The sequence below is a fragment of the Shinella sp. HZN7 genome (assembly GCF_001652565.1).
In the GTDB taxonomy this organism is placed as follows: Bacteria; Pseudomonadota; Alphaproteobacteria; order Rhizobiales; family Rhizobiaceae; genus Shinella; species Shinella granuli.
Window position 1 is genome coordinate 2,214,672 of sequence record NZ_CP015736.1, and the last position, 26,422, is coordinate 2,241,093.

Genomic DNA, 26,422 nt, shown 5'->3' on the forward strand with positions numbered 1-26,422 from the left:
CAGACGCACACCTTCCCCCGCGCGAGCGGGGGAAGGTTTCGGCAGGAATGCAAGGCCGCAAGGCTAGAGCAATTCCGGCAAAAGGGCGGAAAAGCGGAAACGCCCTACGACGGATTTGCCGGGCTCTTCGGCTGCACGTCCCCGGATTTCGGCTTGCGCCCCTCCGGCGCCTTTCCGGCGCGCTCGCGCGCATGGGCCTCCGGGCCGGCAACGATCACGCCGGGCTTCTTCTCCTCCCGGCGCCTGTCTTCCTTCGACTTCGAAACCTGTGACTTCTCGTCCATGGCAACCTGTTCTCCATTGAAAGATGAGAGACGAACGATTCTGCCGGACGCTGGTTCCCGGAGATTCTTCGCTAGAGCCGCCAGGCGGACGTGATCGTCACGGATACGGTGTCACCCGGCATCGGCCTTTCGCGGCTGAAGGCCCGGAGGGTCTGGCCGTCCGCCAGGTCCAGCGTCACGCTATAGCGCTCCCCCTCATAGAGCGATGAGCGGACACGCGCGGCAGCCCCCTCGCCGCCCAGCCTGACATCCTCCGGCCGGACCAGGACGTCGGCCAGAACCCCGCCGTCAGGCGCGGATGCGCCCAGCAGCGCGCAGATCGCGTCCCATTCGAGCTTGCGTGGCGCCGCCGCGGGCACGGCGAGCGAGAGGATGGCGCCGCGGCCGATCAGGCTGCCGACAAGCCGCCCTTCCGGACGCGCATAGATCTCCTGCGGCGGCGCGACCTGCAGCAGCTCGCCCCGGGACATGACCGCGATGTCGGTGGCGAGCGCCATGGCCTCGCTCTGGTCATGCGTGACATAGACCATCGTCGCGCCGGAGCGCTGATGGAACTCGCGGAAGGTCTCCTCCATCTCCTGGCGCAGATGCCGGTCGAGATTGGCGAGCGGCTCGTCGAGCAGCACGACATCCGGCTGGGTGACGAGGCAGCGCGCGAGCGCGACGCGCTGGCGCTGGCCGCCGGAAAGCTCCGCGGGGCGACGGTCGGCGAGATCGGCAAGGCGCACCGTATCGAGTGCCTCGCATATCCGGCGGCGGCGGACATCCTTCGAAACGCCGCGCACCTTCAGCGGATAGCCGACATTGTCGGCGACGCTCATATGCGGCCACAGCGCATAGGACTGGAACACCATCGCCATGTTGCGCCGCTCGGGCGGCAGCGACTGGGCGGGATCGGCCAGGAGCCGTTCGCCGAGGAAGATCGCGCCGTCGCTCGGCGCCTCGAAGCCGGCGATCATCCGCAGCACGGTCGTCTTGCCGCAGCCGGACGGGCCGAGCAGCGCGAGGAAACCGCCCTCGCGCACGTCGAGCGAAACGCGGCTCACTGCCGGCTGGCCGGTGCCGAAGTCCTTGCTGACATGGTTGAGGATCAGCTTCGCCACGGCACCGCCCCCTTCGGCAGGTGCTTCGCCATCGCTTCGAGCAGCAGCATCATGGCGACGACCATGAGGACCACGAGCACGGAAAGCGCGGAGGCGAGATCCGAGCCGCCGCTGTCGTCGAGATTGTAGATCACGACGCCGAGCGTCTGCGTGCCCGCGGACCAGAGCAGCGCCGAAACCGTCAGTTCGTTGCAGGCGATAAGGAACACGAGGATGACGGAAGCGCCCGCGGCGGGCGCGACGAGCGGTATCAGGATATCCCTGAGGCGCGTGAAGAAGCCGGCGCCGGCAAGGCGCGCCGCCTCCTCCAGCGCCGGGTCGAGCTGGCGATAGGCGCTGACGACGGGCTTGAGGCTGACCGCGAAGAAGCTCGCGAAATAGGCGACGAGGATGATCCAGATCGTGCCGTAGAGCGTCACGTTGAAGACCGGCAGCGGGGCCGCGAAGACGAGGATGAACGCCACGGCGACGACGATGCCGGGAAGCGCATAGGGGATCTCGATCAGGCTCGCCACCATGCGCGATGCCGCATCCCGCCGGCGCGTCAGCAAATAGCCCGCAAGCACCGACAGGACGAGCAGGCCGATGGCGGTGGCGGCGGCGAGGAACAGGGAATTGGCGAAGGCGGTCCGGGTGATCGCCTGCCGCAGCAACACCTCCTCGAAGGCGTGGAAGGACAGGGTCTCGACTGTCAGCGGCACGCCATAGGCCGGCACCAGCGAACCCGCGAGCAGCGCGAGGAAGGGCGCGACCAGCATGAAGAAGAGCAGGATCACCAGCACGGGTAGGAAGACGAACCGCCACCGGCCGACGGGAAGGCATGCCGCCGCGCCGGACTGGCCGAGAATGCGATAATCCCGGCCGCCGAGCGCGCGCTCCTGCACGGCAAGCCCCGCCACCGAGATCAGCGCGATGACGCCGGAAAGCAGCGCGACCTCGCCGAAGGTGCGATCCGTGAAGGCCGCGAACTTGGTGAAGACGAGGGTTGAAAGGGTGTAGATCGAGGCGGGGATGCCGAGGATCGCCGGGATGCCGAAATTGCCGATGCAGGAGACGAAGGCGATGGCGGCACCCGCGATCATGCCGGGCAGCGCCAGCGGCAGGACGATATCCCGGAACGTGCGCAGGGCCGAAGCGCCGGAAAGCCGCGCCGCCTCCATCCCGTCGCGGGGCACGTTCATCAGCCCCGCCCTGAGGGCGAGATAGACGAGCGGCGCATGCTGCACGCCGTAGAGCAGCGCGATCCCGCCCACCGAATAGAGCGGCTGCGGCGAGCCGAGGGGCGGCGCGATGTGCAGCGCCTTCAGGAGCGGGCTAGATGGGCCGGACATCTGCACCCAGGCGAGCGCCGTCACCTGCGGCGGGATCATCATGGGCAGCACGAAGAGAAAGCTCAGCGCCCCCCGGGCCGGCATGTCGGTCAAGGTCAGCAGGAAGGCGAAGAGCGAGCCGATCGCCAGCGAGACGAGGGTGCCGATGATGGCGGTGACCAGCGTGAAATAGGTTGCCGACCAGAGCGTGCGATCGGAAAGCACCTCGATGGCGCCGCCATCGGCAAACGCGGCGATGCCGGTCACCGCCAGCCGCATGAGGGGCAGCACGCTGAGGACGACGACCACGCTTGCGATGAACGGAAACAGCCAGATGGGCTGGCTGTTTCCCGGACGAACATATCCATGCATGAAGCTGGCGGCGTGCCTCAGTTCGAGCCGAAATAACCGGAGAACGTCTTCAGGTCCGCATCGGTGTTGTTCAGCGCCGTCGCCGCATCGAGCGGCAGCACGCGGATCGTCTCGCGCGCCGGGAAACCGTCCGGCATGGCGATGCCGTTGCGGGCCGGAATATAGCCGAGCTTGACGAAGCCTTCCTGGCCCTCGACCGAAAGAACGTAATCGACGAACTTCTTCGCCGCCTCGGCATTCTTCGAGGAGGCGAGGATGCCGACGGGCTCGGTGACGGCGGAAACGCCTTCGGCCGGGAAGACGAACGCGACCGGCGCGCCCTTCGCCTTTTCCCGGATCGGCATGTAGTCGACGACCATGCCATAGGCCTTCTCGCCCGAGGCGACGGCCTTCAGCACTGCGCCGTTGCCGCCCGCCGCCGTCGCGCCGTTTTCGGCAAGCGCCTTGTAGTAGTCCCAGCCGAGGCCGTCGACAGAGGCCAGCGTCTGGGCGTGGATGAGGGCGGCGCCCGAGGTCAGCGGGCTCGGCATGGTGGCAAGGCCCTTGGCCTCCGGCTTTGCGAGGTCCTGCCAGCTTGCCGGCTTCATCGCGGCCGCGGTATTATAGACGATGCCGGTGGTGATCAGCTTGGTCGAATAATAGTAGCCGTCCTTGTCGTAGAGGCTGGCATCGTAGTTGCCGGCTTCCGGCGAGGCATAGGCGAGCAGCTTGCCGTCCTGCTTCAGGCGCTCCAGCGTGACGGTGTCGGCGATCAGCAGCACATCGGCAACCGGATTGCCGGCCGCGATCTCGGCCTGGAGCTTGGCCATGATCTTCGGCGTGCCGTCGCGCACCCAGTCGACCTTGATATCGGGGTTGGCGGCCGTGAAGCCGTCGACGGTCGCCTGTGCGTCCTCGTTCGGCTGGCTGGTGTAGAGCACGAGATTTGCGGCAGAGACCGGCAGGGCGGCAAGGCCGGCGGCGAGAAGGGCGAAGGCGGAAACAAGGGTTTTCATGAGAGCATCCTTCCGGGAACGTCATCGCTCCCTACCCCCATCGCTTGACACCTATGTGACACTTTTCCCGCATCGAGGTTCCGCGAACAGGACGCGAAGGCGGCTGGGAAGGCCAAGACCAGCGACGACATTGAGCCGGCTAATGATTGCCAAAGCCGGCAAATCCGCCATTCGCCCCCCTGATCTCCCCGTCTCCGGCAAATTTTGTTTCGCCGGCACAGGGTCGTGTCTTCGGCGAGGTCGTCATCCCCCCGATCGAAAGTCCCTGTTGACGGACACAGGCAGCTCTGGACGAAAGCCGCGCGATCCCGCTTTAACGGCGTGACACGCAATCATCTCCCGGACCGTCCTTCACCGATCGGAAAGCCATGCCAATCCACGAACTTGCCGCGCTGGGCGCCGCGACCTGCTGGGCCTTGACCGGACTGATCTCGGCCGGTCCCGCAGGCCATCTCGGCGCACCGGCCTTCAACCGGGCCCGCCAGGTCTTCGTCACCGGGCTCCTGGCATGCTACGTCCTGCTCACGGGCGTCTGGCGCGAGCTGGACATGGGGAGCGCCGGGCCGCTGCTTTTGTCCGGGCTGATCGGCATCTTCGTCGGCGACACGCTGCTCTTCGAAACGCTCAACCGTCTCGGCCCGCGCCGCTCCGGCATCCTCTTCGCCCTGAACGCGCCCATCACCGCCCTGCTCGGCTGGCTGGTGCTCGGCGAAACGCTGTCGGCCTTCGCGGTGACGGGCATCCTGCTGACGGCATCGGGCGTGTTGCTCGCCATCGTCTTCGGCAAGCGCCGGGCGCAGATGCATCAATGGGAAACGATCAAGGGGCCGCTGTCGATCGGCGTGCTGCTCGGCATCGGCGCGGCGACGGGCCAAGCCATCGGCTCGATCCTCGCCCGGCCGGTCATGGCGACCGGCATCGATCCCTTCCTCGCCTCGCTCCTGCGCGTCGGCGTCGCCGCCTTCTGCCTCAGCATCCTCATCCAGTTGCCCATCCCCTCCATAAAACCGAAGGGACCGCTGACGCTCAAGGTCGCGGCGATGACCGCCCTGACCGGCATCCTCGCGCTCGCCATCGGCATGACGCTGCTGCTGTTTGCGCTGTCCGGCGGAAAGGTCGGCATCGTCTCGACGCTGTCCGCCACCTCGCCGGTTATGATCCTGCCCATGCTCTGGCTGAAGACCGGCGAACGGCCCGCCGGCGGCGCCTGGGCCGGCGCCGTCCTCGTCGTCATCGGCATGGGGCTGATCTTCATGTGAAAGGCGCCGGAGGCACGAGCAGAAGCATCACCACTGCCGGCGCGGCCGCGCAGAACTCGCGGACCGGTCGACGACCGTGCCGCAGTGCCGAAAGGCAGGTGCCTGGTTCGAAGTCTAATCTTCGGGGCCGTAGCCCGGCATCCGGTAGATCGTATCGGGCCGCTGCTGAATATCAGGCACATAGACCCTGGCCATCCATTCCGCATCCTTGAAGTCCTCGATCGCGACCGATACGAGGTCTTCGCCGCATCCGAGCGTCGTCGTCACGGCCCGGGTGAGCGCCTCGGCGAGCGCCTTTTTCTGCTCTTCAGTGCGCCCCTCGACCATCTTGAGAATCACATGCGGCATTGCTGTCTCCCCGTTGCGATCTGCCCGCCATCCTTCGCCGTGCTCACGGCCATGGCCTTGCCCATTCCTTCACCCACGCCAATCCCTCACGGAAACGCGAAAAAACGCTTCGCCCTTTTGCCGGAATTGCTCTAGCCGACCGCCAGATAGGGCATCACCTCCATCGCGCCGCGATAGATCATGTCGAGCGCGACATAGAGAATGATCGCAAGACCGATATAGGCGATCCAGCGGTGCTTGTTGAGCAGGTTGGCGATGAAGTTGGCCGCGATGCCCATCAGCGCGATGGAGAGCGCAAGGCCGATGATCAGCACGCTCGGATGCTCCCGCGCCGCACCGGCGACGGCCAGCACATTGTCGAGCGACATGGAAACGTCGGCGACGACGATCTGCGTGGCGGCCTGCAGGAAGGTCTTTTTCGGCGTGTCCTGAAGGCTCACCTCCTCCTCGCCGCCATGACCGGCATGCAGCTCGCGCCACATCTTCCAGCACACCCAGAGCAGCAGCAGGCCGCCGGCGAGCAGGAGACCGATGATCGCGAGCAGATGCACCGCAACCGTGGCGAAGGCAATGCGCAGCACGGTCGCCGCAAGGATGCCGACCAGGATCGCCTTCTTGCGCTGCTCGGCCGGAAGGCCCGCCGCCGCAAGACCGATGACCACCGCATTGTCGCCGGCAAGGACAAGGTCGATTGCGATGACCTGCAAAAGCGCCGTCAGGCCGGCGGCCGTCAGAATTTCCATGCTCCGTCACCCATTGGTATGCACCGGCTGGCGAGTACCGCGAAGACGGCCGGCGATTGTCTCTTTCATGCGCGAACGGATTGGATGCCGTAGCGGTCCCGCCCCTTCCCGCCCGTCCATTCATCGCCGAAAGCCGGGAAGAGGTCAAAGCGTCACGCCGACAATCCCCTGCCCCTTTTTCATTGCGGCAGGACGGCCGGTTCCGGAGCGCTTCCCGGATGCATCATCCCGATTGCAGGCGGCCGGCTGCTCCCCTATTGCATCGTCAAGACGTCTCATCGGGAGGACACCGCTTGGCCCTGTCTCACAATCTCATTCGCCGCCTGCAGAACCCGGCGCTGTTCGAAGCGATCGCCGACCCCGCCTGGCTTGGCCTTGCCGCCGACAATCCCACGTTCGCGGTCTTCAATCCCGCCACCGGCGCGCTGCTGGCCGACATTCCCGACATGGGCACCGCCGAGGCGCGCGCGGCGATCGACCGGGCCGGCGAGGCCCAGACCGAATGGGCCGCGCGCACGGCGCGCGAGCGCTCCGATACGCTGTGGCGCTGGCACCAGCTCATCGTACAGCACACGGACGACCTCGCCATCATCCTGACCGCCGAGATGGGCAAGCCGCTTGCCGAAGCGAAATCCGAGGTCTCGCATGCTGCGGCCTATCTGCAATGGTATGCGGAGGAAGCGAACCGGGTCTATGGCGAGACGATCCCGGCCCCTTCCCGCGACCGGCGCATGATCGTCATCAAGCAGCCGATCGGCGTTGTCGGCGCCATCACGCCCTGGAACTTCCCCGCCTCGATGGTGGCGCGAAAAATCTCGCCGGCGCTTGCGGCCGGCTGCACGGTCGTGCTCAAGCCGGCCGAACAGACGCCGCTGGTGGCGGGCGCGATGTTCGCGCTTGCCGAAAAGGCCGGCTTTCCGGCCGGCGTCGTCAACCTGGTCTATGCCTCCGAGGGGGATGCCATCGGGCGAGAGCTCTGCGCCAATGCCAAGGTGCGCAAGATCAGCTTCACCGGCTCGACGGAAGTGGGGCGGCTCCTGATGCGGCAATGCGCCGACCAGGTGAAGAAGCTCAGCCTGGAGCTCGGCGGCAACGCACCCTTCATCGTCTTCGACGATGCCGATGTCGAGGCTGCCGTGGACGGCGCCATCCAGGCCAAATTCCGCAATGCCGGCCAGACCTGCGTTTCCGCGAACCGGCTCTACGTCCAGGCCGGCGTGCACGACGAATTCGCGCGGAAATTCACCGAGCGGGTGCGCACGCTCTCCGTCGGCGACGGTTTCGATCCCGATGTCGCGATCGGCCCGCTGATCGACACGCGGGCGCTCGCCAAGATCGAGGCGCATGTCGCCGATGCGGTCGAGCGCGGCGGCAGCGTCCATTGCGGCGGAAGACGCATCGCGGGCGCCGGCACCTTCTTCGCGCCCACCGTGCTCACCGGCATCTCCCGCGACATGCGCATCGCGCAGGAGGAAACCTTCGGCCCGCTCGCCCCGATCATCCGCTTTACGGATGCCGATGCGGTGGTGCGCGAGGCGAACGACACGATCTACGGCCTCGCCGCCTATTTCTACGCCTCCAATCTCAGCCGCGTCTGGCGGGTGGCCGAGGCCCTGGAATACGGCATGGTCGGCATCAATACCGGCCGCATGTCCTCGGAGGCCGCTCCCTTCGGCGGCGTCAAGCAATCCGGCATGGGCCGCGAGGGCTCCCGCCACGGCCTGGAGGACTATCTGGAGATGAAGTACCTCTGCATGGGCGGCATCTGACGACCGGCCCCGGCGGCGCGCCGGGGCGCATCCGGCAAGACCCCGTCAATCCACCGGCGCCACGGAGGGCCCGGCAAAACGCGCGCAGCTTAGCGGCCGCCTAATCAGCGCTGAATCAAACGCTCATGTCGGCGCTTTCCGCCTTCCACTACACATCGACCCCGACACAGCGGTAAGGGCCGGTCGCCGGGCCGGTGCTCCGGAAACGGGAAGGAAAGCGGCATGGCAGTGGAAAAAGTGGATACGCTCGTCATCGGCGCCGGTCAGGCGGGCGTGGCGATGAGCGAACATCTCGGCAGGCGCGGCATTGCCCATCTCGTGCTCGAAAAGGCCCGCATCGCCGAAAGCTGGCGCACCGCCCGCTGGGACAGCCTCGTCGCCAACGGCCCGGCCTGGCACGATCGTTTCCCCGGCCTGACCTTCGCCGGCCTCCACGACGACGCCTTCGCCCCGAAGGAGCAGGTGGCGGACTACTTCGTGACCTATGCGGAAAAGATCAAGGCGCCGATCCGCTGCGGCGTCGAGGTGCGGTCCGTGCGCAAGGAGGGCGACACCTTCCGCGTCGAAACCTCCGACGGCGTGATCGAGGCGCGGAACGTGGTCTCCGCCACCGGCGCCTTCCAGCGCCCGGTCATGCCCGCCCTCGTACCGGCGCAAGCGGGCCTCACGCAGATCCATTCCAACGCCTACCGCAATCCCGGCCGGCTGCCCGAGGGCGCGGTGCTGGTGATCGGCGCCGGCTCCTCCGGCACGCAGATCGCCGAAGAACTGCTGCGGTCCGGCCGGCGCGTCTACCTTTCCATCGGCCCGCACGACCGGCCGCCGCGGCGCTATCGCGGCAAGGACTTCTGCTGGTGGCTCGGCGTGCTCGGCATCTGGGACCTCAAGGTGCCCGCGCCGAACACCGAACACGTCACCATCGCCGTCAGCGGCGCCTACGGCGGCAACACCGTCGATTTCCGCCGCCTCGGCAATCGCGGCATGACGCTGCTCGGCCGGGCGGAGCGGTTTGCGGGCGGCGTGCTGCATGTCGCCGCCGATCTTGAGGAGAACATTGCGCGGGGCGATGCCAATCATCTCTCCCTGCTCGATCGCGCCGACGCCTATGTGGCCGAAAACCATCTCGACCTGCCGGAGGAACCCGAGGCGCGCCGCAAGGAGCCGGATCCGGCCTGCCTGACCGATCCGATCCTTGCGCTGGACCTCAAGGAAGCCGGCATAAGCACCATCATCTGGGCGACGGGCTATGCGGTCGATTACGGCTGGCTGAAGCTCGACGCGCTCGACGAGAAGGGCCGCCCCATCCACGACCGCGGCATCTCCAAAGTGCCCGGTCTCTTCTTCGTCGGCCTGCCCTGGCTCTCGCGCCGTGCCTCCTCCTTCATCTGGGGCTGCTGGCACGATGCGGACTACCTTGCCGGCTACATCGCCGAGCATCGCAGCGCAGAGAGAACCGCCGCCGCCGCGGCCTCCTGAAAGGCACCGGCACCGGCCGCCCGCAAGGAGGAAGCGAGCATGCCATGAACCGACATCCCGCCCCCGAGGACGACCCTGCCGTCCACAGCCCCGAGGCGCGCACCCTTTCCGCGCGTGCGAATCTGTTCCTTAATTGGCGCCTCAACAGGGGAACAGACATGGTGTTGCGCTTCACGCTCCGGCAACTGGAATATCTCGTCGCGGTCGGGGAATTCGGCTCGGTCACGGAGGCGGCCGAACGGGTGAACGTATCCGCCCCGTCGGTCTCGGCGGCGATCTCGCAGCTCGAGAAGGAATTCGGCATCAATCTCTTCGTGCGCCGCCACGCCCATGGCCTGTCGCTGACGCAGGCCGGCCACAGCTTCGTCGCGCAGGCGCGGCAGATCCTCTCGGAAGCCGCAAAGCTCAACGCCCTTTCCAACGAGCTGACCGGCCAGGTGCGCGGGCCGCTGCATGTCGCCTGTCTCGTCACCTTCGCGCAGGCCGTCATCCCCTCGCTGCGCCGCGCCTTTTCCGATGTCTATCCCGACGTCGATTTCTTCCAGTACGAGCGCGACCAGGCGCGCATCCTCGAAGGCCTGCGCATGGCGCGCTTCGACATCGCGCTCAGCTACGACCTCGACATTCCCGCCGACGTGACCTTCCACGAGCTTGCCGTGCTGCCGCCCTACGCGGTGCTGCACGAGGACCATCCGCTGGCCGGCCGCCGCGGCGTGACGGTGGAGGAGCTCGCCCCCCATCCGATGATCCTGCTCGACCTGCCGCACAGCTCTGCCTATTTCCTCTCGCTCTTCCGCGAGGCCGGCGTCACGCCCCATATCGCCGAGCGCACGCGCGACATGTCCGTCATGCGCGCCATGGTCGCCAACCGCTTCGGCTATTCCATCGCCAATATCAGGCCGGTTTCCACCTATGCGCTGGATGGCGGCCGGCTCACCTTCGTGCCGCTGACCGGGAACCTGCGCCCCATGCGCATGGGCATCCTCTCGATGGCCGGCGCGACCCCGGCGCTCACCGTCCGGCGCTTCATCGATTTCTGCGGCGAGACGATCCGCGGCATGGGCATGGACCTGCCGGTTTGCGCCGACGACCCTCAGCAAGAGAAAGGCAGTTCATGACGACGACCACCGATTGGCGCGAACGCGCGGCACGCCTGAAATTCCGCAACGGCCTCTATATCGACGGCGGCTTTCGCGACGCGGCGAAGGGCGGCCGGTTCGAGACCGTGAACCCGGCCAATGCCGAAGTCCTGACCGCCGTTTCCCGCGGCACCGCCGAGGATATCGACATCGCCGTGGCATCCGCCCGCCGCGCCTTCGACGACGGCCGCTGGTCGGGCAGGTCGCCGGCCGAGCGCAAGGAGGTGCTGCTGCGCCTGGCCGCCCTCATCCGCGACAACATTCCGGAACTGGCCCTTCTCGAGACGCTCGACGTCGGCAAGCCGATCGGCGACAGCTCGACCATCGACGCCCCCGGTTCGGCCCATTTCTTCCAATGGCACGCCGAGGCCATCGACAAGCTCTATGACGAAATCGCCCCCACCGGCCGTGGCGATCTCGCCCTGATCCGCCGCGTGCCGCTCGGCGTCATCGGCGCCGTGGTGCCGTGGAACTTCCCGCTCGACATGGCGACGTGGAAGCTCGCGCCGGCGCTCGCCACGGGCAATTGCGTGGTGCTGAAACCGGCCGAACAATCGCCGCTCTCCGCCCTGATGCTGGCCGAACTCGCCTCCGAGGCCGGCCTGCCGGACGGCGTGCTCAACGTCGTGCCCGGCTATGGCGAGGATGCCGGCCGGGCGCTCGGCCTGCATGCGGATGTCGATGCGCTGGTCTTCACCGGCTCGACCAAGGTCGGCAAGCTCTTCATGACCTATGCCGGGCAAAGCAACATGAAGCAGGTCTGGCTGGAGACCGGCGGCAAGTCGCCGAACCTCGTCTTCGCCGACGCCGATCTCGACAAGGCGGCCGAGATGGCGGCCTTCGGCATCCTGTTCAATTCCGGCGAGGTGTGCTCGGCCAATTCGCGCCTGCTGGTGCACCGCTCCGTACAGGAGGAATTCACGCAGAAGGTGATCGCCGCCACCGCCGCCTGGCCGCTCGGCGACCCGCTCGACCCGGCGACCCGCATGGGCCCGCTCGTCGAAAAGGCCCATGCCGACCGCGTCGCCTCCTATATCGAGATCGGCCGCAAGGAGGCCCGCCTCGCCCATGGCGGCCAGCGCGAGACGCGCGACGGCTCGGATTGCTATATCCGGCCGACGATCTTCAACGAGGTCGCGCCGGATGCCCGCATCGCGCGGGAGGAGATCTTCGGCCCCGTGCTCGCCATCACGCCCTTCGACAGCGATGAGGAGGCGCTGCGCATGGCCAACGACAGCGAATACGGCCTGGCCGCCTCCGTCTGGACGAAGGACCTTTCGCGCGCGCTCTGCGTTTCCGATCGCCTCCATGCCGGGACGGTTTCGGTCAACACGGTCGACGCGCTCTCGGCCATGACGCCCTTCGGCGGCATGAAGCAGTCCGGCTTCGGCCGCGACCTTTCCCTTCACAGCTTCGACAAATACTGCGCGCTCAAGACCGTGTGGGTGAAATACTAGGCATCGATCCACCGGGCCTTCGCCGCGCCCGGATCTCAGCCATCAAGGGCGCCGGTTCTCCACCGCGGAATCCGGCGCCCATCCTTTTCATAATTGACTGAAATCAAAAGATATTTTTCAAGCCGCTGAATAATCTCGCCCCGATCGGGAAAACCGGGCCGCCGCACGGGCGGTCTCGATTAGCCTGAACCTAATCCATGCTTCCGGAACGCATCATTTACCCGAAGCCCTTCCGCCAATCCTATAGCCGCACAAACCCCGAGGATTGCCATGCGTGACGCCAAATACGACATCCTGTTCGAGCCCCTCGCGATCGGCCCGCATGTCGCGAAAAACCGGTTCTATCAGGTGCCGCACTGCAACGGCGGCGGCTATCGCGATCCGTCCGCGGCCGCGGCCATGCGCGGCATCAAGTCCGAGGGCGGCTGGGGCGTCATCTTCACCGAGCAGACCGAGATGCACCACACCTCGGAGATCACGCCCTTCATCGAACTGCGCCTGTGGGAAGACAAGGACATTCCGGGCCTGCGCCGCATGTCCGACGCGATGAAGGTGCATGGCGCCCTCGCCGGCATCCAGCTCGCCTATTCCGGCATCAACGGCCCGAACTTCTATACGAAGGAAGTGCCGCTCGCCCCCTCCGCGCTGCCGATCCGCACCTTCACCAACGATCCGGTGCAGGCCCGCGCGCTCGACCGCACCGATATCAGGAATCTGCGTCGCTGGTTCGTCAACGCGGCCAAGCGCTCGAAGATCGCCGGCTTCGACCTCATTTGTCTTTACGGCGCGCACGGGTTCGGCATCTTCCAGCACTTCCTGTCGCGCGCCACCAACCAGCGCACCGACGACTATGGCGGGAGCCTGGAAAACCGCTCGCGCTTCGCCCGCGAGGTGGTGGCCGATATCCGCGAGGCCGTCGGCGACACGACCGCGATCACCATGCGCGTCAGCCTCGACGAGACCATCGGCGAGCTCGGCTTTTCCAATGCCGAGGTGCGCGAATTCGTCGAGATGAACGCCGACCTGCCGGATCTCTGGGACCTCGCGCATGGCGCCTGGGAGGACTGTTCCGGCCCCTCCCGCTTCAAGGAGGAGGGGGCGCAGGAAATCCTGGTGAAGGGCATCCGGGAACTCTCGACGAAACCCGTCGTCGGCGTCGGACGCTTCACCTCGCCGGATGTGATGGCGCGCATGATCCGCCAGGGCGTGCTCGACTTCATCGGCTGCGCCCGCCCCTCCATCGCCGATCCCTTCCTGCCGAAGAAGATCGAGGAGGGTCGCATCGAGGACATCCGCGAATGCATCGGCTGCAACATGTGCATCACCGGCGACATGACCATGTCGATCAGCCGCTGCACGCAGAACCCGACCTTCATGGAGGAATGGCGCAAGGGCTGGCATCCCGAGCGCATGAACGCGAAGGGCGAGAGCCAGACCGTGCTCGTCGTCGGCGCCGGCCCGGCTGGGCTGGAGGCGACAAGGGCGCTCGCGCTGCGCGGCTATGACGTGACGCTGGCCGAGGCCACCACCACGCTCGGCGGCCGTGTCGCCCGCGAACGCCTGCTGCCCGGCCTTTCCGCCTGGGGCCGCGTCGTCGATTACCGCCAGTACCAGATTTCCCAGCGCACCAATGTCGAGACCTATTTCGACAGCCGCCTGACCGCCGAGGACGTGCTGGGCTTCGGCTTCGAGCATGTCGCCATCGCCACCGGTTCGCACTGGCGCCGCGACGGCGTCGCCCGCCAGCATGTCGTGCCCATGCCGATCGACCCGGGAATGACGCTCTGGACGCCCGACGACATCATGGCGAAGGTCCATCCCGAAAACCTCGCGGGCAAGACCGTCGTCGTCTATGACGACGACCACTACTACATGGGCGGCGTCATGGCCGAGGTGATGGCGAAGGCCGGCGCGACGGTCATTCTCGTCACGCCCTCGGCCTATGTCTCCGACTGGACGCGCAACACGCTGGAACAGGGTGCCATCCATGTGCGCCTCGACGATCTCGGCGTCGACATCCGCCTCAACCGCGGCGTCACCGCCATCCGCGCCGGCGAGGTCGAGACGAACTGCACCTATACCGGCCGCCGCAAGGCCATCGGCTGCGACGCCGTCGTCATGGTCGCCTCGCGCCTTTCCGAGGACGCGCTCTACAACGACCTCCTCGCCCGCCAGGCGGACTGGGCCGATGCCGGCATCAGGACGGTCAAGATCATCGGCGATGCAAGCGCCCCCGCACCGATCGCCTGGGCGACCTATGCCGGCCATCGCTATGCGCGGGAACTGGACACGCCCGACATCGGCGATGCCCTGCCCTTCCGCCGCGAAGTCACCCAGCTCGAACCGGCGTGAGGAACACGGCATGACCCAGCCCCATTCCACTGGAGCCCAAAAGGCCATCGAAGTGAAATCGGTCTCCAAGAGCTTCGGGGCCTACCAGGCGCTGAAATCGGTCAGCTTCGACATCGGCAGCAACGAGTTCTTCACGATGCTCGGCCCGTCCGGCTGCGGCAAGACCACGCTCTTGCGCATGCTGGCCGGTTTCGAAAGCCCGGATTCGGGCTCGATCCTCCTCAACGGCAAGGAGGTCGTCGCCATCCCGCCGCACAGGAGGCGGGTCAACACCGTGTTCCAGAGCTACGCGCTCTTCCCGCACATGACGCTGGAGCAGAACGTCGCCTACGGCCTCGAAAACCTCGGCTGGGAGCAGGCGCGCATCAAAAACCGCGTCGGCGAGATGCTGGAGCGCGTGCATATGGGCCCGATGGCCAGACGCAGGCCCGCCCAGCTTTCCGGCGGCCAGCGCCAGCGCATCGCGCTCGCCCGCGCGCTTGCGCCCGAGCCGGAGGTGCTGCTGCTCGACGAGCCGCTTTCTGCGCTCGACCTGAAGCTGCGCCAGGCGATGCGCGACGAGCTGCGCACGCTCCAGCGCGACACCGGCATCACCTTCGTCTTCGTCACGCACGATCAGGAAGAAGCGCTCGACATGTCCGACCGCATCGCGGTTCTCGGCGGCGGCGAGGTGCAGCAGATCGGCACGCCGACGGAAATCTACGAGGAGCCGGTGAACCGCTTCGTCGCCGATTTCGTCGGCGAGACGAATTTCCTGGAAGTCGAGGTGCTGGAGACCGCTGGCGGAGAGGCGACCATCCGCACGCCCTTCGGCCTGTCGATCACCGTGCCGGCCACCGGCCCCACCGCCCGGGGCCGCGCAACGCTCTCCGTGCGCCCGGAAAAGATCAATCTCGGCAACCAGGCCCAGGGGCTCATCTTCGAAGGCCGCATCGTCAACAAGAACTATATGGGCGGCTACACCCATTACACGCTCGACGTTTCGGGAACGGAGCTGCGCGCCTCGCGCCGCAACGCCTCGCGCGAGGGCGACACGATCCCGCTCGGCGCGACGGTTCCGGTCGGCTTCGTGGCGGGTTCGGCGCGGGTGCTGGCGGCATGACGGACAGCGCCCTCCACGCCCCCGCCGAAACGGAGCACGCGCCCCGCGCCCGTTTCTGGCACGACCTCTCCTTCTGGGGGCTGTTGCCGTCGCGGCTGCTGATGGGCTTTGCGCTGATCCTGCCGATCTTCATCATCGCCGCCGTCTCGCTCGCCACGCGCGGCGCCCATGGCGGCTTTGCCTGGGACCTCAACCTTGCCGGCTACCGCCAGATCCTCTTCAACGAGGGCTGGACGGGCGAGCTGGAATTCACCCCGCAATACCTCCTGATCATCGGGCGCACCTTCCTGCTCGCCGGCGCGACGACGGTGATCTGCCTCCTCTTCGCCGTGCCGGTCGCCTATTTCATCTCGCGCCAGCCGCCCGGCCGCAAGGCGGCGCTCGTCTACCTCGTGACGCTGCCGTTCTGGGTCTCGATGATCCTGCGCGTCTATGCCTGGATGATCATCCTCGGCAAGGACGGCACCCTGCCGCGCCTCTTAGAGACCCTTGGATTTCCCGCCGGCATGAGCTTCATGTTCAACGACGGCGCGACGCTGACGGCGATGGTCTATACCGCCATGCCGCTGATGGTCCTGCCGGTCTTCGCCTCCATCGAGAAGCTGGACGGCACGCTGATCGAGGCCTCGCACGACCTCTACGGCGACCGCTGGGTGACGCTGCGCCGGGTGATCCTGCCGTTGACCGCCCCCGGCCTTACGGCCGGTGCCATCCTCGTCTTCGTGCCCTCGCTCGGCGCGGTGCTGGAACCGACGCTGATGGGCGGCGGCAAGCAGATGATGATGGGATCGCTGATCCAGTTGCAGTTCGGCGGCGGCCGCAACTGGCCTTTCGGCGCGGCGATCGCGATGACGCTGATGGCTCTCGTCATGATCTTCCTGATCGTCACGGCGCTGCGCGCCGCCCGTAGGGAGGTGGCGCCATGAGTATCAGCCACGACGTCAAGCGCTATCCGGGCCTCAGGGCCCTCACCGCCGTCTTCTTCCTCTATCTCTATGCCCCGCTCGCGGTCATCGTCGTCTATTCCTTCAACGCCAACCGCGTGGCCGGCGTCTGGACGGGCTTTTCGCTCAAATGGTACGGCTCCGCACTCGACAATGCCGCGCTGGTGAACGCGCTGAAGACCTCGCTGACGGTGGCCGCCGTCGCGACCGCCGTCTCCACCCTCATCGCGCTTTCCGCCGCGCTCGCCATCATCCGCGGCAAGAACCTGCGCTTCCGCAAGCTTTCCGAGACCATCGTCAACCTGCCGCTGCTCCTGCCGGAAATCGTGCTTGCCGTCGCCACGCTCATCCTCTTCTCGCTGCTCGACATCCAGAACGGCATGCTGCGGCTCGTCGTCGCCCACACCGCCTTCTGCACGCCCTTCGCCTTCCTGCCGATCCGCGCCCGCCTGCAGGGCATGTCGCTCGATCTGGAAGAGGCGAGCGCCGACCTCTATGCCGATCGCTGGACGACCTTCCGCCGGGTGACGCTGCCTTTGATCTTCCCGGGCGTCTTCTCCGGCGCGATGCTCGCCTTCCTCATCTCGATGGACGACTTCATCACCTCGAACCTGCTTGCCACCGGCGGCTCGACGACGCTGCCCGTCTACATCTTCTCGCTGATCCGCGCCGGCACCTCGCCGGAACTGAACGCCATCGCGACACTGCTGATCCTTGCCTCGCTCGTCCTTGCCACCGTCGCGCTGCTGGTCGCTGCGCGCGGCGCCCGTGAAGAAGCCGAACCATGACAGGCCAAACCATAATCAAAGAGAGGAACAGACAATGAAGACATATCTCGCAGCCACGGCCCTTGCCCTCTGCTTCGCCACCGGCGCACAGGCGGCAGGAGAGCTGAACATCTACGCCTGGGCCGAATCCATCTCGCCGGCCCTCATCGAAAAGTTCTCCAGGGAGAACGACGTGAAGGTGAACGTCGACAGCTTCACCTCCAACGAAGACCTCCTGACCAAGCTGCAGGCCGGCTCTTCCGGCTACGACATCGCCACGCCCTCGCAGCACTTCCTGCGCGTGATGATCGACGAAGGCCTCATCGAGAATTTCGAGGCCAGCAAGCTGAAGGCCTTCGAGAGCATCGAGGAGAAATGGCGCAACCAGTGGTGGGATGAGGAACAGGCCTATTCGATCCCGCTCGCCTACGGCACCGCCGGCTTCGTGGTGAACACAGCCGAGTACAAGGGGCCGACCGACAGCTTCAGATATTTCTTCGAGCCGGACGGCGAACTCAAGGGCAAGATCGCCATGCTCTCCTATCCCGACGAGGTGATCGGCGCCGCCCAGCTCTATCTCGGTGTGCCCTTCTGCTCGGAGGACCAGGCCGAGATGAAGAAGGTGCTGGACCTGCTGATGGCCCAGAAACCGTCCGTCGCCGCCTATTCCTCCGACAATATCGCAAGCCGCCTCGCTTCCGGCGAGGTCTCGGCCCATTTCTGGTGGGACGGCGATTCGCTGAAGGCGCGCAAGGCCGGCTCGCCCGTCAGCCTCGCCATGACCAAGGAAGGCCTCGTCGGCTGGATGGACAGCCTCGTCATCCCCAAGGGCGCGCCGAACCGCGACAATGCCGTGAAGTTCATCGAATTCCTCTCCACGCAGGAGAATGCCACCGACCAGATGAACTTCTACGCCCATTCCTCGCCGATGAAGGTCATCCAGGAAAAGGTCGTCTACACCAGAGACGAGGCGCCGGAACTCTATCCCGAGGTGCCGATCACCTTCTCGCGCACCTGCTCGGCCACCGCGCAGGATCTCGTGACCCGCGTCTGGACGCAGCTTCTGCAATAGCCCCGCCGTCGCGCCGCGGGCGACCGCGGCGCTTGCCGCCATCATCAAGGAGACATCCATGCCCGTGCACACCCGCATCCGCCCCTTCAACACGAAGGACACCTATCCCGAGCAAAAGCTGAACAACGACCTCTGCCAGGCGGTGGTGGCGCGCGGGGCGACGGTGTTCGTGCGCGGGCAGATCGCGCAGGATCTCGACACGCGCGAGAGCCTGCATATCGGCGATGCCGGCGCGCAGGCCCGCAAGGCCATGGAAAACATCAAGATGCTGCTGGAAGAGGCAGGCTCCGACCTCAGCCATATCTGCCGCGTCGTCGTCTACCTCGTCGACATCCGCTACCGCGAGGCCGTCTATACGGAGATGGGAAAATATCTCCAGGGCGTGTTCCCCGTCTCCACGGGCCTCGTGGTCTCGGCGCTCGCCCGGCCGGAATGGCTGGTCGAGATCGAGGCGACCGCCGTCATTCCCGACGAAGCCTGACGGAGGGCGGCATGACCTTTTCCGTCTCCGGCCGCTGCGCCGACACCGGGATGTTCGGCATCGCCGTCTCCTCCTCCTCGCCGAGCGTTGCGGCGCGCTGCGCCCATGTGCGCGCCGGCGTCGGCGCCGTCTCGACGCAGAACGTCACCGATCCCCGCCTCGGCCCGAAGGGGCTCGACCTGATGGCGGGCGGGCTCTCGGCGGAGGCGGCGCTCGACCGTCTCGTCGCGGAAGCCCCGCACATCGAATACCGCCAGCTCGCCCTCGTCGACGCGGCCGGCCGCACGGCCGCCTATTCGGGCGCAAGGACCCTCGGCACGCACGCGACAGCGCGCGGGAAGGACGTGGTCGCCGCCGGCAACATGCTGACGACGACGGAGATCCCGCGAAAGATGGTCGAGGCTTTCGAGGCCACGGCGGGGCAGCATCTCGGCGACCGGCTGATCGCCGCGATGCGCGCGGCCGTCGCCGCCGGCGGGGAGGAAGGACCGGTCCATTCCATGGGCCTCGTCATGGTCGACAAGGTGTCCTGGAACGTCGCGGACCTGCGCATCGACTGGACCGACGGCGACCCGATCGAAGACTGCGCCGCGCTGTGGGAGCGCTGGCGCAGCGAGATGGACGCCTATGTCACGCGCGCGCTCGACCCTTCGGGAGCCCCCAGCTACGGCGTGCCGGGCGACCTGTGAACCATGATCCCCGCAACCCCTGACATCCTCGCCCGCCTCGTCGCAGAACCGACGATCTCCCGCCGCTCCAATCTTGCGCTGCTCGATCATGTGGAAGGGTTGCTGCACCCGGCGGGCGCGCGCATCGAGCGCTTCGCCCATCCGGACGGCAGCCGCGCCAACCTCTGGGCGAGCATCGGCCCGGAAGGACCGGGCGGCGTGGTCCTGTCGGGCCATACGGATGTGGTGCCGGTCGAGGGACAAGCCTGGAGCAGCGATCCCTTCACGCTGACGGAGCGGAACGGGCGTCTTTACGGCCGCGGCACGGCGGACATGAAGGGCTTCGTCGCGGCAGGCCTGCGGGCCGCGCTCCTTGCCGCCGGCCGGCCGCTGAAACGCCCCCTGCATCTCGCCCTTTCCTACGACGAGGAGATCGGCTGCATCGGCGTGCGCGGCATGATCGCGGCGCTGGCGGGACGGGCCGAGCGGCCGGCGCTCTGCATCGTCGGCGAACCGACGCAGATGCGCATCGCCACCGGCCACAAGGGCAAGCAGGCGCTGCGGGCCTGCTGCCACGGGCAGGAGGGCCATTCCGCCCTCGCCCCGAACGCCCTCAACGCGCTGCATCTCGGCGCCGCCTTCATAAGCGCGCTCCAGGCGCGGCAGGAGGCCCTCGCGGCAAGCGGCGTCCGCGACCCCGGCTACGACATCCCCTATTCCACCATCCATGCGGGCATGATGCGGGGCGGCACCGCGCTCAACATCGTGCCGAACCGCTGCGAGATCGATTTCGAGATCCGCACCATCGCCGAGGACGATCCGCGCGCCATCCTCGCCGGCATCGCAGCCGATGCCGAGGCCATCGCAAGGCCCTATCGCGACCGGTTTCCCATGGCCTGCATCGAGATCGAGCCCGTCTCGGACTATCCCGGCCTCGACACCCGCGCGGACGCGCCCGCCGTGCGCCTCCTGAAACGGATTCTCGATGACGACGGCACGCACAAGGTCGCCTTCGGCACCGAGGGCGGGCTTTTCCAGCAGGGCCTTGGCCTTTCCACCGCGATCTGCGGCCCCGGCTCGATGGAGCAGGGCCACAAGCCGGACGAGTTCGTCAGCCGCGCCCAGCTCGATCGTTGCGATGCGGCGCTGGTTCGCCTGTTGGCCGAACTCGAAACGGCTTTTTAGAGAATTCCGCTTTTCTTCGAAGCGCGAGAACGCTCCAACTCTTTGTTTTAACGCAATTCCGGACGCAAACCGCTTCGCACTTTTGCTGGAATTGCTCTAGGAACGCAGCCTCAGATAAACCGCCGGCAGCAGACGATCGAGCCGGTCGATCGTATCGATGACGGTCGCGCCGCGCGGGCCGAAAATGCGCTGGGCGTAGGAATCCGCATCGCAGTCCAGCGCCACGCAGAAAGTGTCGATGCCCTCGCGGCCGAGTTCATGCACCGCCATCCGGGCGTCCTCCACCAGATAGCGCCGGTCGTCGACGTCGATGTCCGAGGGTTCGCCGTCCGTGACGACGAGCAGCAGCCTGCGATAGCTCCGCTGCCGGCGAAGATCGCGGCCGGCGTGGCGGATGACCGCGCCGAGCCTCGTCGAATAGTCGCCGGCAAGCCCCGCGAGGCGGGCCATGGCGAAGCGGTCGAGGGGACGGTCGAAATCCTTGACGCGCACATAGCGCACGTCCTCCCGCCCGTTGGAGCAGAAGGCGGCGATGGCGAAGGGATCGCCGACATCCGTCATCGCGCGGGCGAGCAGCGCCGTCGACAGCCGCTCCATCTCCAGCACGGAACCTTGCGATCCCCGCACCCTCTCCGTCGTGGAGCGCGAGGCATCGATCAGCACGAGCACCGACATGTCGCGCGAACGCCGCTCGTAGCGGCCGTAGACCCGCGTATCCGGCACCTCGCCAGCCCGCCGCGCGATCATGGCGGCGATGCTCGCGTCCATGTCGAGGAACTCCCCCTCGGTCTGGCCGCGGACCCGCTGCTGGCGGCTGATCCGCGACGCCTTGATCAGCGTCGAAAGCCGCTCGACGATGTCGGAGCGCGCCTCGCCAAGCGCCGACGCCACGCGGGGCGCGCCGATCCCGCCCGGCATCTCGCGCACCCGGCACCATTCGGGCCGGTAGCGGCCGGTGACGTGATCGTATTCCGGATAGCGGGCGACGAGCAGGCCGTCCTCGTCCTGCGCCTCGGCCAGCCGCCCGCTCGCCGTGTCGCCGTCCTCGCCCTCCTTGCGGCGGCCGTCGTCGCCGGCCTGCTGCTCGATCCGCGCCCCTTCGAGCATGGCCTCGATCTCGACCGGCGCCTGGCTGTCATCCGGGCCGAAATCCCAGATGCCCATATTGTCGTCGCGATAGGCCGGCTGGACCACATAGGCCCTGGCGTCGAACTGCAGGCGCATCTGGCCGATATCGTTGCCGAGCAGCCCGCCGATGCGCCGGCTGAGCTGCTGGTCGCCGATATTCTCGCGAACGGCCTCGGCAAACAGCGCCCGCCCCTTTTCCACCCAGCCATGCGGATCGGCGTAGTCGGGGTCCGCCAGCGCCCGCGAGAGCCGGGTCATCAGGGCGATCGCGATGGGCGGGCCGTCCGGCCGGGCGACGTGGAAGCGCCGCCAGAGGGCGGCGAGACCGGGCATCGTCCGGGCGGCGAGCCTTTCGACGCGCGCATCCTCGATGAGGGAAACGAGGGCGATCTGCAGGGGTTTCAACCCGGTTGCGGGGAATTTCTCCCGCGTGAAACGGTGATGGGCGCCGATATGGGCGACGGCGGCGCGATAGAGCAGCTTGGCCTCGCCATCCTCGAAGCCGGCGAAGGCGGCCGGCAGGCGCACGCCGCCGCCGCCGAAACCGGGCCTGCGCCGCATCTGGTCCGGCGCATCCGGGGGCGCCTCGGCGATCGGCGGCGCAAGGCCCCAGAGCGCATTGAGATAAAGGCCAAGGCCGTGGCGCAGACCGGCAAGGCCGCCATCGGCGCCACGCCCCTCGACCAGGCGGATCGCCTCGCCGCTTTCCAGTGCGAAGAAGGCGCGCCGGCGCCCGGCATCCTTGTCCCCGAGATGGAGGCCCATGCGCACGAAGGCGATGAAGTCCGGCGGAGCCAGCGCCTGGGCGAGCCGGCCGGTGTTTTCCAGAAGGGCAAGCACGGCCTCCGGCGCCCGGCGCGCGACATCCTCCACCGCCGCCGCCCAGGAATTCAGCGCCGCCTCGTCAAAATGCCGCGAGGCGGCCCGCGCCGCCTGCGGCACGAGGCTGGCGGCAAGCCGGCCCGAGCGGATCGCGACGTTCGAGATCGTGGCGGCGAGCCGTATGGCAAAGGCCGGGCCGACCTCGGCGGCAAGGGCCGGACCGGCGCGGCGATAGGCATCGGCGACGAGGTCGCCGTAGCCGGCCTGGTCGATGCGACCATGCGCGACATGCCAGCGCTCCCGCCATTCCGGCGGAAACCCATCGGGCGCATTCATGGTTGCGGCCTCCTGCATGGCGCGCCTCAGAGGCAGGCGGCGATCGCGCCGGTGAGCGCGTCGCGCAGGTCCGGGTCGTCGGTGATCGGCACGACCATCGCCACCTGGCAGGCCGCCTCGATGGCGATGCCGGCGGCAACGAGCAGGCCGGCATTGATGAGCATGCGCGTGGAGGCCCCTTCTTCGAGGCCCTGCCCCTTGAGATTGCGCGACCGCTCGGCGATGCGCACCAGCACCTCCGCCGTGCGACGGTCGATGCCCGCCTCCCGGGCGACGATCTCCGCCTCGATATCCGGCGACGGATAGCCGAAGGCGATGGCACCGAAGCGCTGCTTGGTCGATTCCTTCAGGTCCTTGAGCACGCTCTGATAGCCCGGATTGTAGGAGATGACGACCTGGAAATCCGGGTGCGCCCGTACCACCTCGTTCTTCTTCTCGAGCGGCAGGATGCGCCGGTCGTCGGTCAGAGAATGGATGACGACGGTCGTGTCCTGCCGTGCCTCGACGATCTCGTCGAGATAGCAGATGGCGCCCTCGCGCACGGCGAGCGTCAGCGGCCCGTCGTGCCAGACCGTGCCGTCCGTATCGAGCAGGTAGCGGCCGACGAGGTCGGAGGCGGTCATGTCCTCGTGGCAGGAGACGGTGATCAGCGGCTTGCCCAGCCGCCAGGCCATGTGCTCGACGAAGCGCGTCTTGCCGCAGCCGGTCGGCCCTTTCAGCATGACGGGCATGCGGCTCTTGTGGGCGGCCTCGAACAGCGCGATCTCGCTTTCGACCGGCCGATAGAAGGGTTCGCTGGAAATGCGATAGGCATCCAGGTTCGTCACGATCAGACCTCATGGAGTTGGCGCCGCGATGCTCCCGGCCATCGCGGCGCGGGAAAATTCAGGACGCCAGCAGTTCCTTCAGCTTGTCGTCCAGGAACTTGACGTCGACGGGGTTGGTGCCCGGCCCGCCGGCAAAATGCCCCCAGATCGAGGGGATCGGCACATAGGTCGCGTTCGGCATGTTCGCGACCTCGTTCTCGCTGTCCTCCGGCGGGAAGTAGAGGTCGGTTCTGCCCGGCATGACATAGGTCTTCGCCTTGATCGCGCCGAGCGCGGCCTTGTAGTCGCCGTTGTAGAGTTCGTTTGCCGAGATGTCGCCATTCTGCCAGGTCCACAGCATGGCGAGCAGGTTGTTCGGATCCTTCGGCAGGAAGAAGCCCTCCCAGAAGGAGACGAGGAAATCCTCCAGCGAGGCGTAGCCCAGCGTCTTCAGGTCGAGCTCCTCGCGGTAGAAGGATTGCGAGAAGCCCCAGCCGGCATAGACACGGGCGGCGGCGCGCAGGCCCTTGTGCGGCTTTTCCGTATACCAGCCGTCCTGGAAGGCACCGTCCGCCGTCAGGGCCGCCTTCACGCCTTCGAGGAAGACGAAGTTGTGGCGCGAGCATTTCGCCGAGCCGCAGAAGGGCGCCAAAAGGTCCATCATGTCGGGATACATCGCCCCCCAATGGAAGGTCTGGAGCCCGCCCATGGACCAGCCTGTCACCAGGCGCAGATGCGAAATCCCCAGATGCTCCGTCACCAGCCGGTGCTGGGCGCGCACATTGTCATAGGCCGTCACCTTCGGGAAGCGCGCGGCATTGTAGGGCTCCGGCGTGTTGCTCGGCGAGGAGGACAGGCCATTGCCGAACATGTTGGGGATGATGATGAAATACCTGTCGGGATCGAGCGCCATGCCCCGGCCGACCAGCCATTCGTTGTCGTAGTGCTGGCCGGAATACCAGGTCGGGTAGAGGATGGCGTTGTCCTTCGTGGCATTGAGGCTGCCGAAGGTCTTGTAGGCGAGTTTGGCATCGCGCAGGATCGCGCCGTTCTGCAGGGCGAAATCGCCGAGTCCGAGGATTTCGTAATCGAGCGTCATGTCTGTTTTCCTTCATTGAAATTGCGCGTTCAGCACGCCGCCGCTTTCAGACGGATGCATCCACGGCGCGCCGCCGGTCCTTCAGCGAGGAGAGCGCGAAATGGGCGATGCCGGCGACGATGCCCGCGCTGATCGCGGTGGAAAGCTGCGGCGCATAGAACTCGACGAGGAAGCCGACCGCCGCGCCGATCGCCCAGGAGATGAAGGGCGTCGAACGCCATTCCCTGTCCGCCATGCCGCCGCTCTTGAAGATGTAGGCTTCGACGAGGAGGATCATGCCGATGGGCGGGACCACGATGCCGAGCAGCGACAGCCACTGGATGAAGAAGGCCCAGACATTGCCCGCGGCGATGACGATGCCGAGGATGCCGAGCACGACGGCGAGCAGCCGCATCTTCGAGCCGAGGATGCGCGACCAGCCTGTCGCCGCATTGTAGAGGCAGTGCGAGCAGACCGAGCCGAGGTTGATGTAGAGGAACAGGAAGGCGAGCGCGCTGAGCCAGCCGATCTGCAGCGTGTTCATGTAGCCGAACATGTTGTCCGCCCCGAACGGGTTGGCGTCCGGCACGGCGAGGGCCGCCGTCAGGATGCCGCCGACAAGCATGGCGACAAGGTTGGAGACCGGAAAGGCCGAGAAGGTTGCGATGAGGGAATGGGTGCCGGTCCGGGCCCAGCGGTTGAAGTCGGCGGTGACCGTGCCGGCATCGATGAAGAGGGCGATGACGACCGTCAGCCCGACGCCCATCGACATGGTGGCGACGCCGTTGTTGCCGGCATAGTTCCAGATCGCATCGAAGGTGGTGGTCGAGGCGGAATGCATGACGACGAAGAGGCCGAGCACGAAGAACAGCGGCACCGAGACGAGGCCGATCAGGTGCAGGCCGCGCACGCCGATGAAGGTGATGGCGATGTAGAGCAGGCCCGCCACGATGGTCATCGCCACATAGTTCATCTCGTAGGTGCTGGCGATGAGCGCGCCGGTAATGCCGGTCTGCACGGCGAACCAGCCGAGCAGCAGCGTCGAGAGCAGGCCCGAGGCGAGCGCATAGCCCTTCGTGCCGAAGACCCCGGAGGCGATCAGCGCGAAATTCCGCCCGCTCCGCGTCGCCGAAAGCCCGAGCGCGCCGACATAGGCGAACATGATCAGGTTGCCGATGACCATTGCCGCGAGCGCGCGGGAAAAGCCCATGCCGAGCACGAGGATCGAGCCGGTCATGGAGCCGGTGATGATCGCCGGGAAGCCGGCCCAGACCGTCACCATGGAAAACAGGCTGTGCCGGGCCGAAAGCGGCACCGGCGCATGTTCATATTCCTCGCCGAGCACATGGCCGGCATCGAGCGGCGACGGATCGCCAGGCCCTTTGGAGTGTGTAGACATGTTCGTTCCCCTCATGTCTTTCTTGTT

The 26,422-nt window shown here is 66.8% G+C and carries 23 protein-coding genes; 13 read left to right on the forward strand and 10 right to left on the reverse strand.

Going from position 1 to position 26,422, the window contains the following annotated elements:
• Window positions 1–104 precede the first annotated feature (104 nt).
• The 4 genes from shn_RS10690 to shn_RS10705 form a co-directional block, all read right to left on the reverse strand.
• Window positions 105–284 carry a hypothetical protein gene (locus shn_RS10690; protein ID WP_064330385.1) on the reverse strand — a complete coding sequence of 60 codons (180 nt, stop codon included), beginning with the start codon at window positions 282–284 and terminating at the stop codon, window positions 105–107.
• 71 nt (window positions 285–355) lie between these two features.
• Window positions 356–1,387, reverse strand: a complete 1,032-nt coding sequence (locus tag shn_RS10695; RefSeq protein WP_064330386.1) for an ABC transporter ATP-binding protein — start codon at window positions 1,385–1,387, stop codon at window positions 356–358.
• Window positions 1,375–3,069, reverse strand: coding sequence for an iron ABC transporter permease (locus shn_RS10700; RefSeq protein WP_064330387.1), 1,695 nt, complete (start codon window positions 3,067–3,069; stop codon window positions 1,375–1,377). Before shn_RS10700 ends, shn_RS10695 begins: the two co-directional genes overlap by 13 nt.
• 17 nt (window positions 3,070–3,086) lie before the next feature.
• Window positions 3,087–4,064 (reverse strand): ABC transporter substrate-binding protein, encoded by a 978-nt coding sequence (locus shn_RS10705; RefSeq protein WP_064330388.1) that lies wholly within the window; start codon window positions 4,062–4,064, stop codon window positions 3,087–3,089.
• A gap of 368 nt (window positions 4,065–4,432) precedes the next feature.
• On the opposite strand from shn_RS10705, the gene shn_RS10710 reads away from it, so the two are divergent.
• Complete coding sequence (locus tag shn_RS10710; protein ID WP_064330389.1) at window positions 4,433–5,323, forward strand: DMT family transporter; 891 nt, start codon at window positions 4,433–4,435, stop codon at window positions 5,321–5,323.
• A 114-nt stretch (window positions 5,324–5,437) separates the two neighbouring features.
• Here the strand turns inward: shn_RS10710 and shn_RS37530 are convergent, their stop codons facing one another.
• Both shn_RS37530 and shn_RS10720 read right to left on the reverse strand, forming a co-directional pair.
• A complete protein-coding gene (locus shn_RS37530) occupies window positions 5,438–5,671 on the reverse strand; it encodes a tautomerase family protein (protein WP_064330390.1) in 234 nt (77 codons plus the stop codon).
• A gap of 131 nt (window positions 5,672–5,802) precedes the next feature.
• Window positions 5,803–6,414, reverse strand: a complete 612-nt coding sequence (locus shn_RS10720) for a TerC family protein (RefSeq protein ID WP_064330391.1) — start codon at window positions 6,412–6,414, stop codon at window positions 5,803–5,805.
• Between the two features lie 293 nt (window positions 6,415–6,707).
• Here shn_RS10720 and shn_RS10725 point away from each other — a divergent pair, with 293 nt between their 5' ends.
• The 12 genes from shn_RS10725 (at window position 6,708) to argE (ending at window position 20,826) form a co-directional block, all read left to right on the forward strand.
• Complete coding sequence (locus tag shn_RS10725; protein WP_064330392.1) at window positions 6,708–8,183, forward strand: NAD-dependent succinate-semialdehyde dehydrogenase; 1,476 nt, start codon at window positions 6,708–6,710, stop codon at window positions 8,181–8,183.
• A 222-nt stretch (window positions 8,184–8,405) separates the two neighbouring features.
• A complete protein-coding gene (locus shn_RS10730; protein WP_064330393.1) occupies window positions 8,406–9,659 on the forward strand; it encodes an NAD(P)/FAD-dependent oxidoreductase in 1,254 nt (417 codons plus the stop codon).
• 158 nt (window positions 9,660–9,817) lie between these two features.
• Window positions 9,818–10,777 carry a LysR family transcriptional regulator gene (locus shn_RS10735; protein WP_064330394.1) on the forward strand — a complete coding sequence of 320 codons (960 nt, stop codon included), beginning with the start codon at window positions 9,818–9,820 and terminating at the stop codon, window positions 10,775–10,777.
• Window positions 10,774–12,255: an aldehyde dehydrogenase gene (locus shn_RS10740; protein ID WP_064330395.1), complete on the forward strand. Its 1,482-nt coding sequence runs from the start codon at window positions 10,774–10,776 to the stop codon at window positions 12,253–12,255. Before shn_RS10735 ends, shn_RS10740 begins: the two co-directional genes overlap by 4 nt.
• 270 nt (window positions 12,256–12,525) lie before the next feature.
• Window positions 12,526–14,607 carry an FAD-dependent oxidoreductase gene (locus shn_RS10745; RefSeq protein WP_064330396.1) on the forward strand — a complete coding sequence of 694 codons (2,082 nt, stop codon included), beginning with the start codon at window positions 12,526–12,528 and terminating at the stop codon, window positions 14,605–14,607.
• Between the two features lie 10 nt (window positions 14,608–14,617).
• Window positions 14,618–15,709, forward strand: a complete 1,092-nt coding sequence (locus shn_RS10750; RefSeq protein WP_064330397.1) for an ABC transporter ATP-binding protein — start codon at window positions 14,618–14,620, stop codon at window positions 15,707–15,709.
• Window positions 15,706–16,635: an ABC transporter permease gene (locus shn_RS10755; RefSeq protein ID WP_084437921.1), complete on the forward strand. Its 930-nt coding sequence runs from the start codon at window positions 15,706–15,708 to the stop codon at window positions 16,633–16,635. The genes shn_RS10750 and shn_RS10755 overlap by 4 nt, the downstream gene beginning before the upstream one ends.
• Window positions 16,632–17,441 carry an ABC transporter permease gene (locus shn_RS10760; protein WP_064330398.1) on the forward strand — a complete coding sequence of 270 codons (810 nt, stop codon included), beginning with the start codon at window positions 16,632–16,634 and terminating at the stop codon, window positions 17,439–17,441. The genes shn_RS10755 and shn_RS10760 overlap by 4 nt, the downstream gene beginning before the upstream one ends.
• Window positions 17,442–17,475: 34 nt before the next feature.
• A complete protein-coding gene (locus tag shn_RS10765) occupies window positions 17,476–18,492 on the forward strand; it encodes an extracellular solute-binding protein (protein ID WP_064330399.1) in 1,017 nt (338 codons plus the stop codon).
• Between the two features lie 58 nt (window positions 18,493–18,550).
• Window positions 18,551–18,973, forward strand: coding sequence for a RidA family protein (locus tag shn_RS10770; RefSeq protein WP_064330400.1), 423 nt, complete (start codon window positions 18,551–18,553; stop codon window positions 18,971–18,973).
• A gap of 11 nt (window positions 18,974–18,984) precedes the next feature.
• Window positions 18,985–19,662: a DUF1028 domain-containing protein gene (locus tag shn_RS10775; protein ID WP_064330401.1), complete on the forward strand. Its 678-nt coding sequence runs from the start codon at window positions 18,985–18,987 to the stop codon at window positions 19,660–19,662.
• A gap of 3 nt (window positions 19,663–19,665) precedes the next feature.
• A complete protein-coding gene (gene argE, locus shn_RS10780) occupies window positions 19,666–20,826 on the forward strand; it encodes an acetylornithine deacetylase (RefSeq protein ID WP_064330402.1) in 1,161 nt (386 codons plus the stop codon).
• Between the two features lie 96 nt (window positions 20,827–20,922).
• On the opposite strand, the gene shn_RS10785 is transcribed toward argE, so the two are convergent.
• From shn_RS10785 to shn_RS10800, 4 genes are read right to left on the reverse strand one after another with little or no spacing between them, the layout of a single operon-like run.
• Window positions 20,923–23,112 (reverse strand): nitric oxide reductase activation protein NorD, encoded by a 2,190-nt coding sequence (locus shn_RS10785; protein ID WP_145925904.1) that lies wholly within the window; start codon window positions 23,110–23,112, stop codon window positions 20,923–20,925.
• Between the two features lie 26 nt (window positions 23,113–23,138).
• The gene (locus shn_RS10790; RefSeq protein ID WP_162852946.1) at window positions 23,139–23,939 is read right to left on the reverse strand and encodes a CbbQ/NirQ/NorQ/GpvN family protein; all 801 of its coding nucleotides are present in this window, start codon (window positions 23,937–23,939) and stop codon (window positions 23,139–23,141) included.
• A 58-nt stretch (window positions 23,940–23,997) separates the two neighbouring features.
• Window positions 23,998–25,017 (reverse strand): alpha/beta fold hydrolase, encoded by a 1,020-nt coding sequence (locus shn_RS10795; RefSeq protein WP_064330405.1) that lies wholly within the window; start codon window positions 25,015–25,017, stop codon window positions 23,998–24,000.
• A gap of 46 nt (window positions 25,018–25,063) precedes the next feature.
• Window positions 25,064–26,395: a cytosine permease gene (locus shn_RS10800; protein WP_064332539.1), complete on the reverse strand. Its 1,332-nt coding sequence runs from the start codon at window positions 26,393–26,395 to the stop codon at window positions 25,064–25,066.
• Window positions 26,396–26,422: the final 27 nt, after the last annotated feature.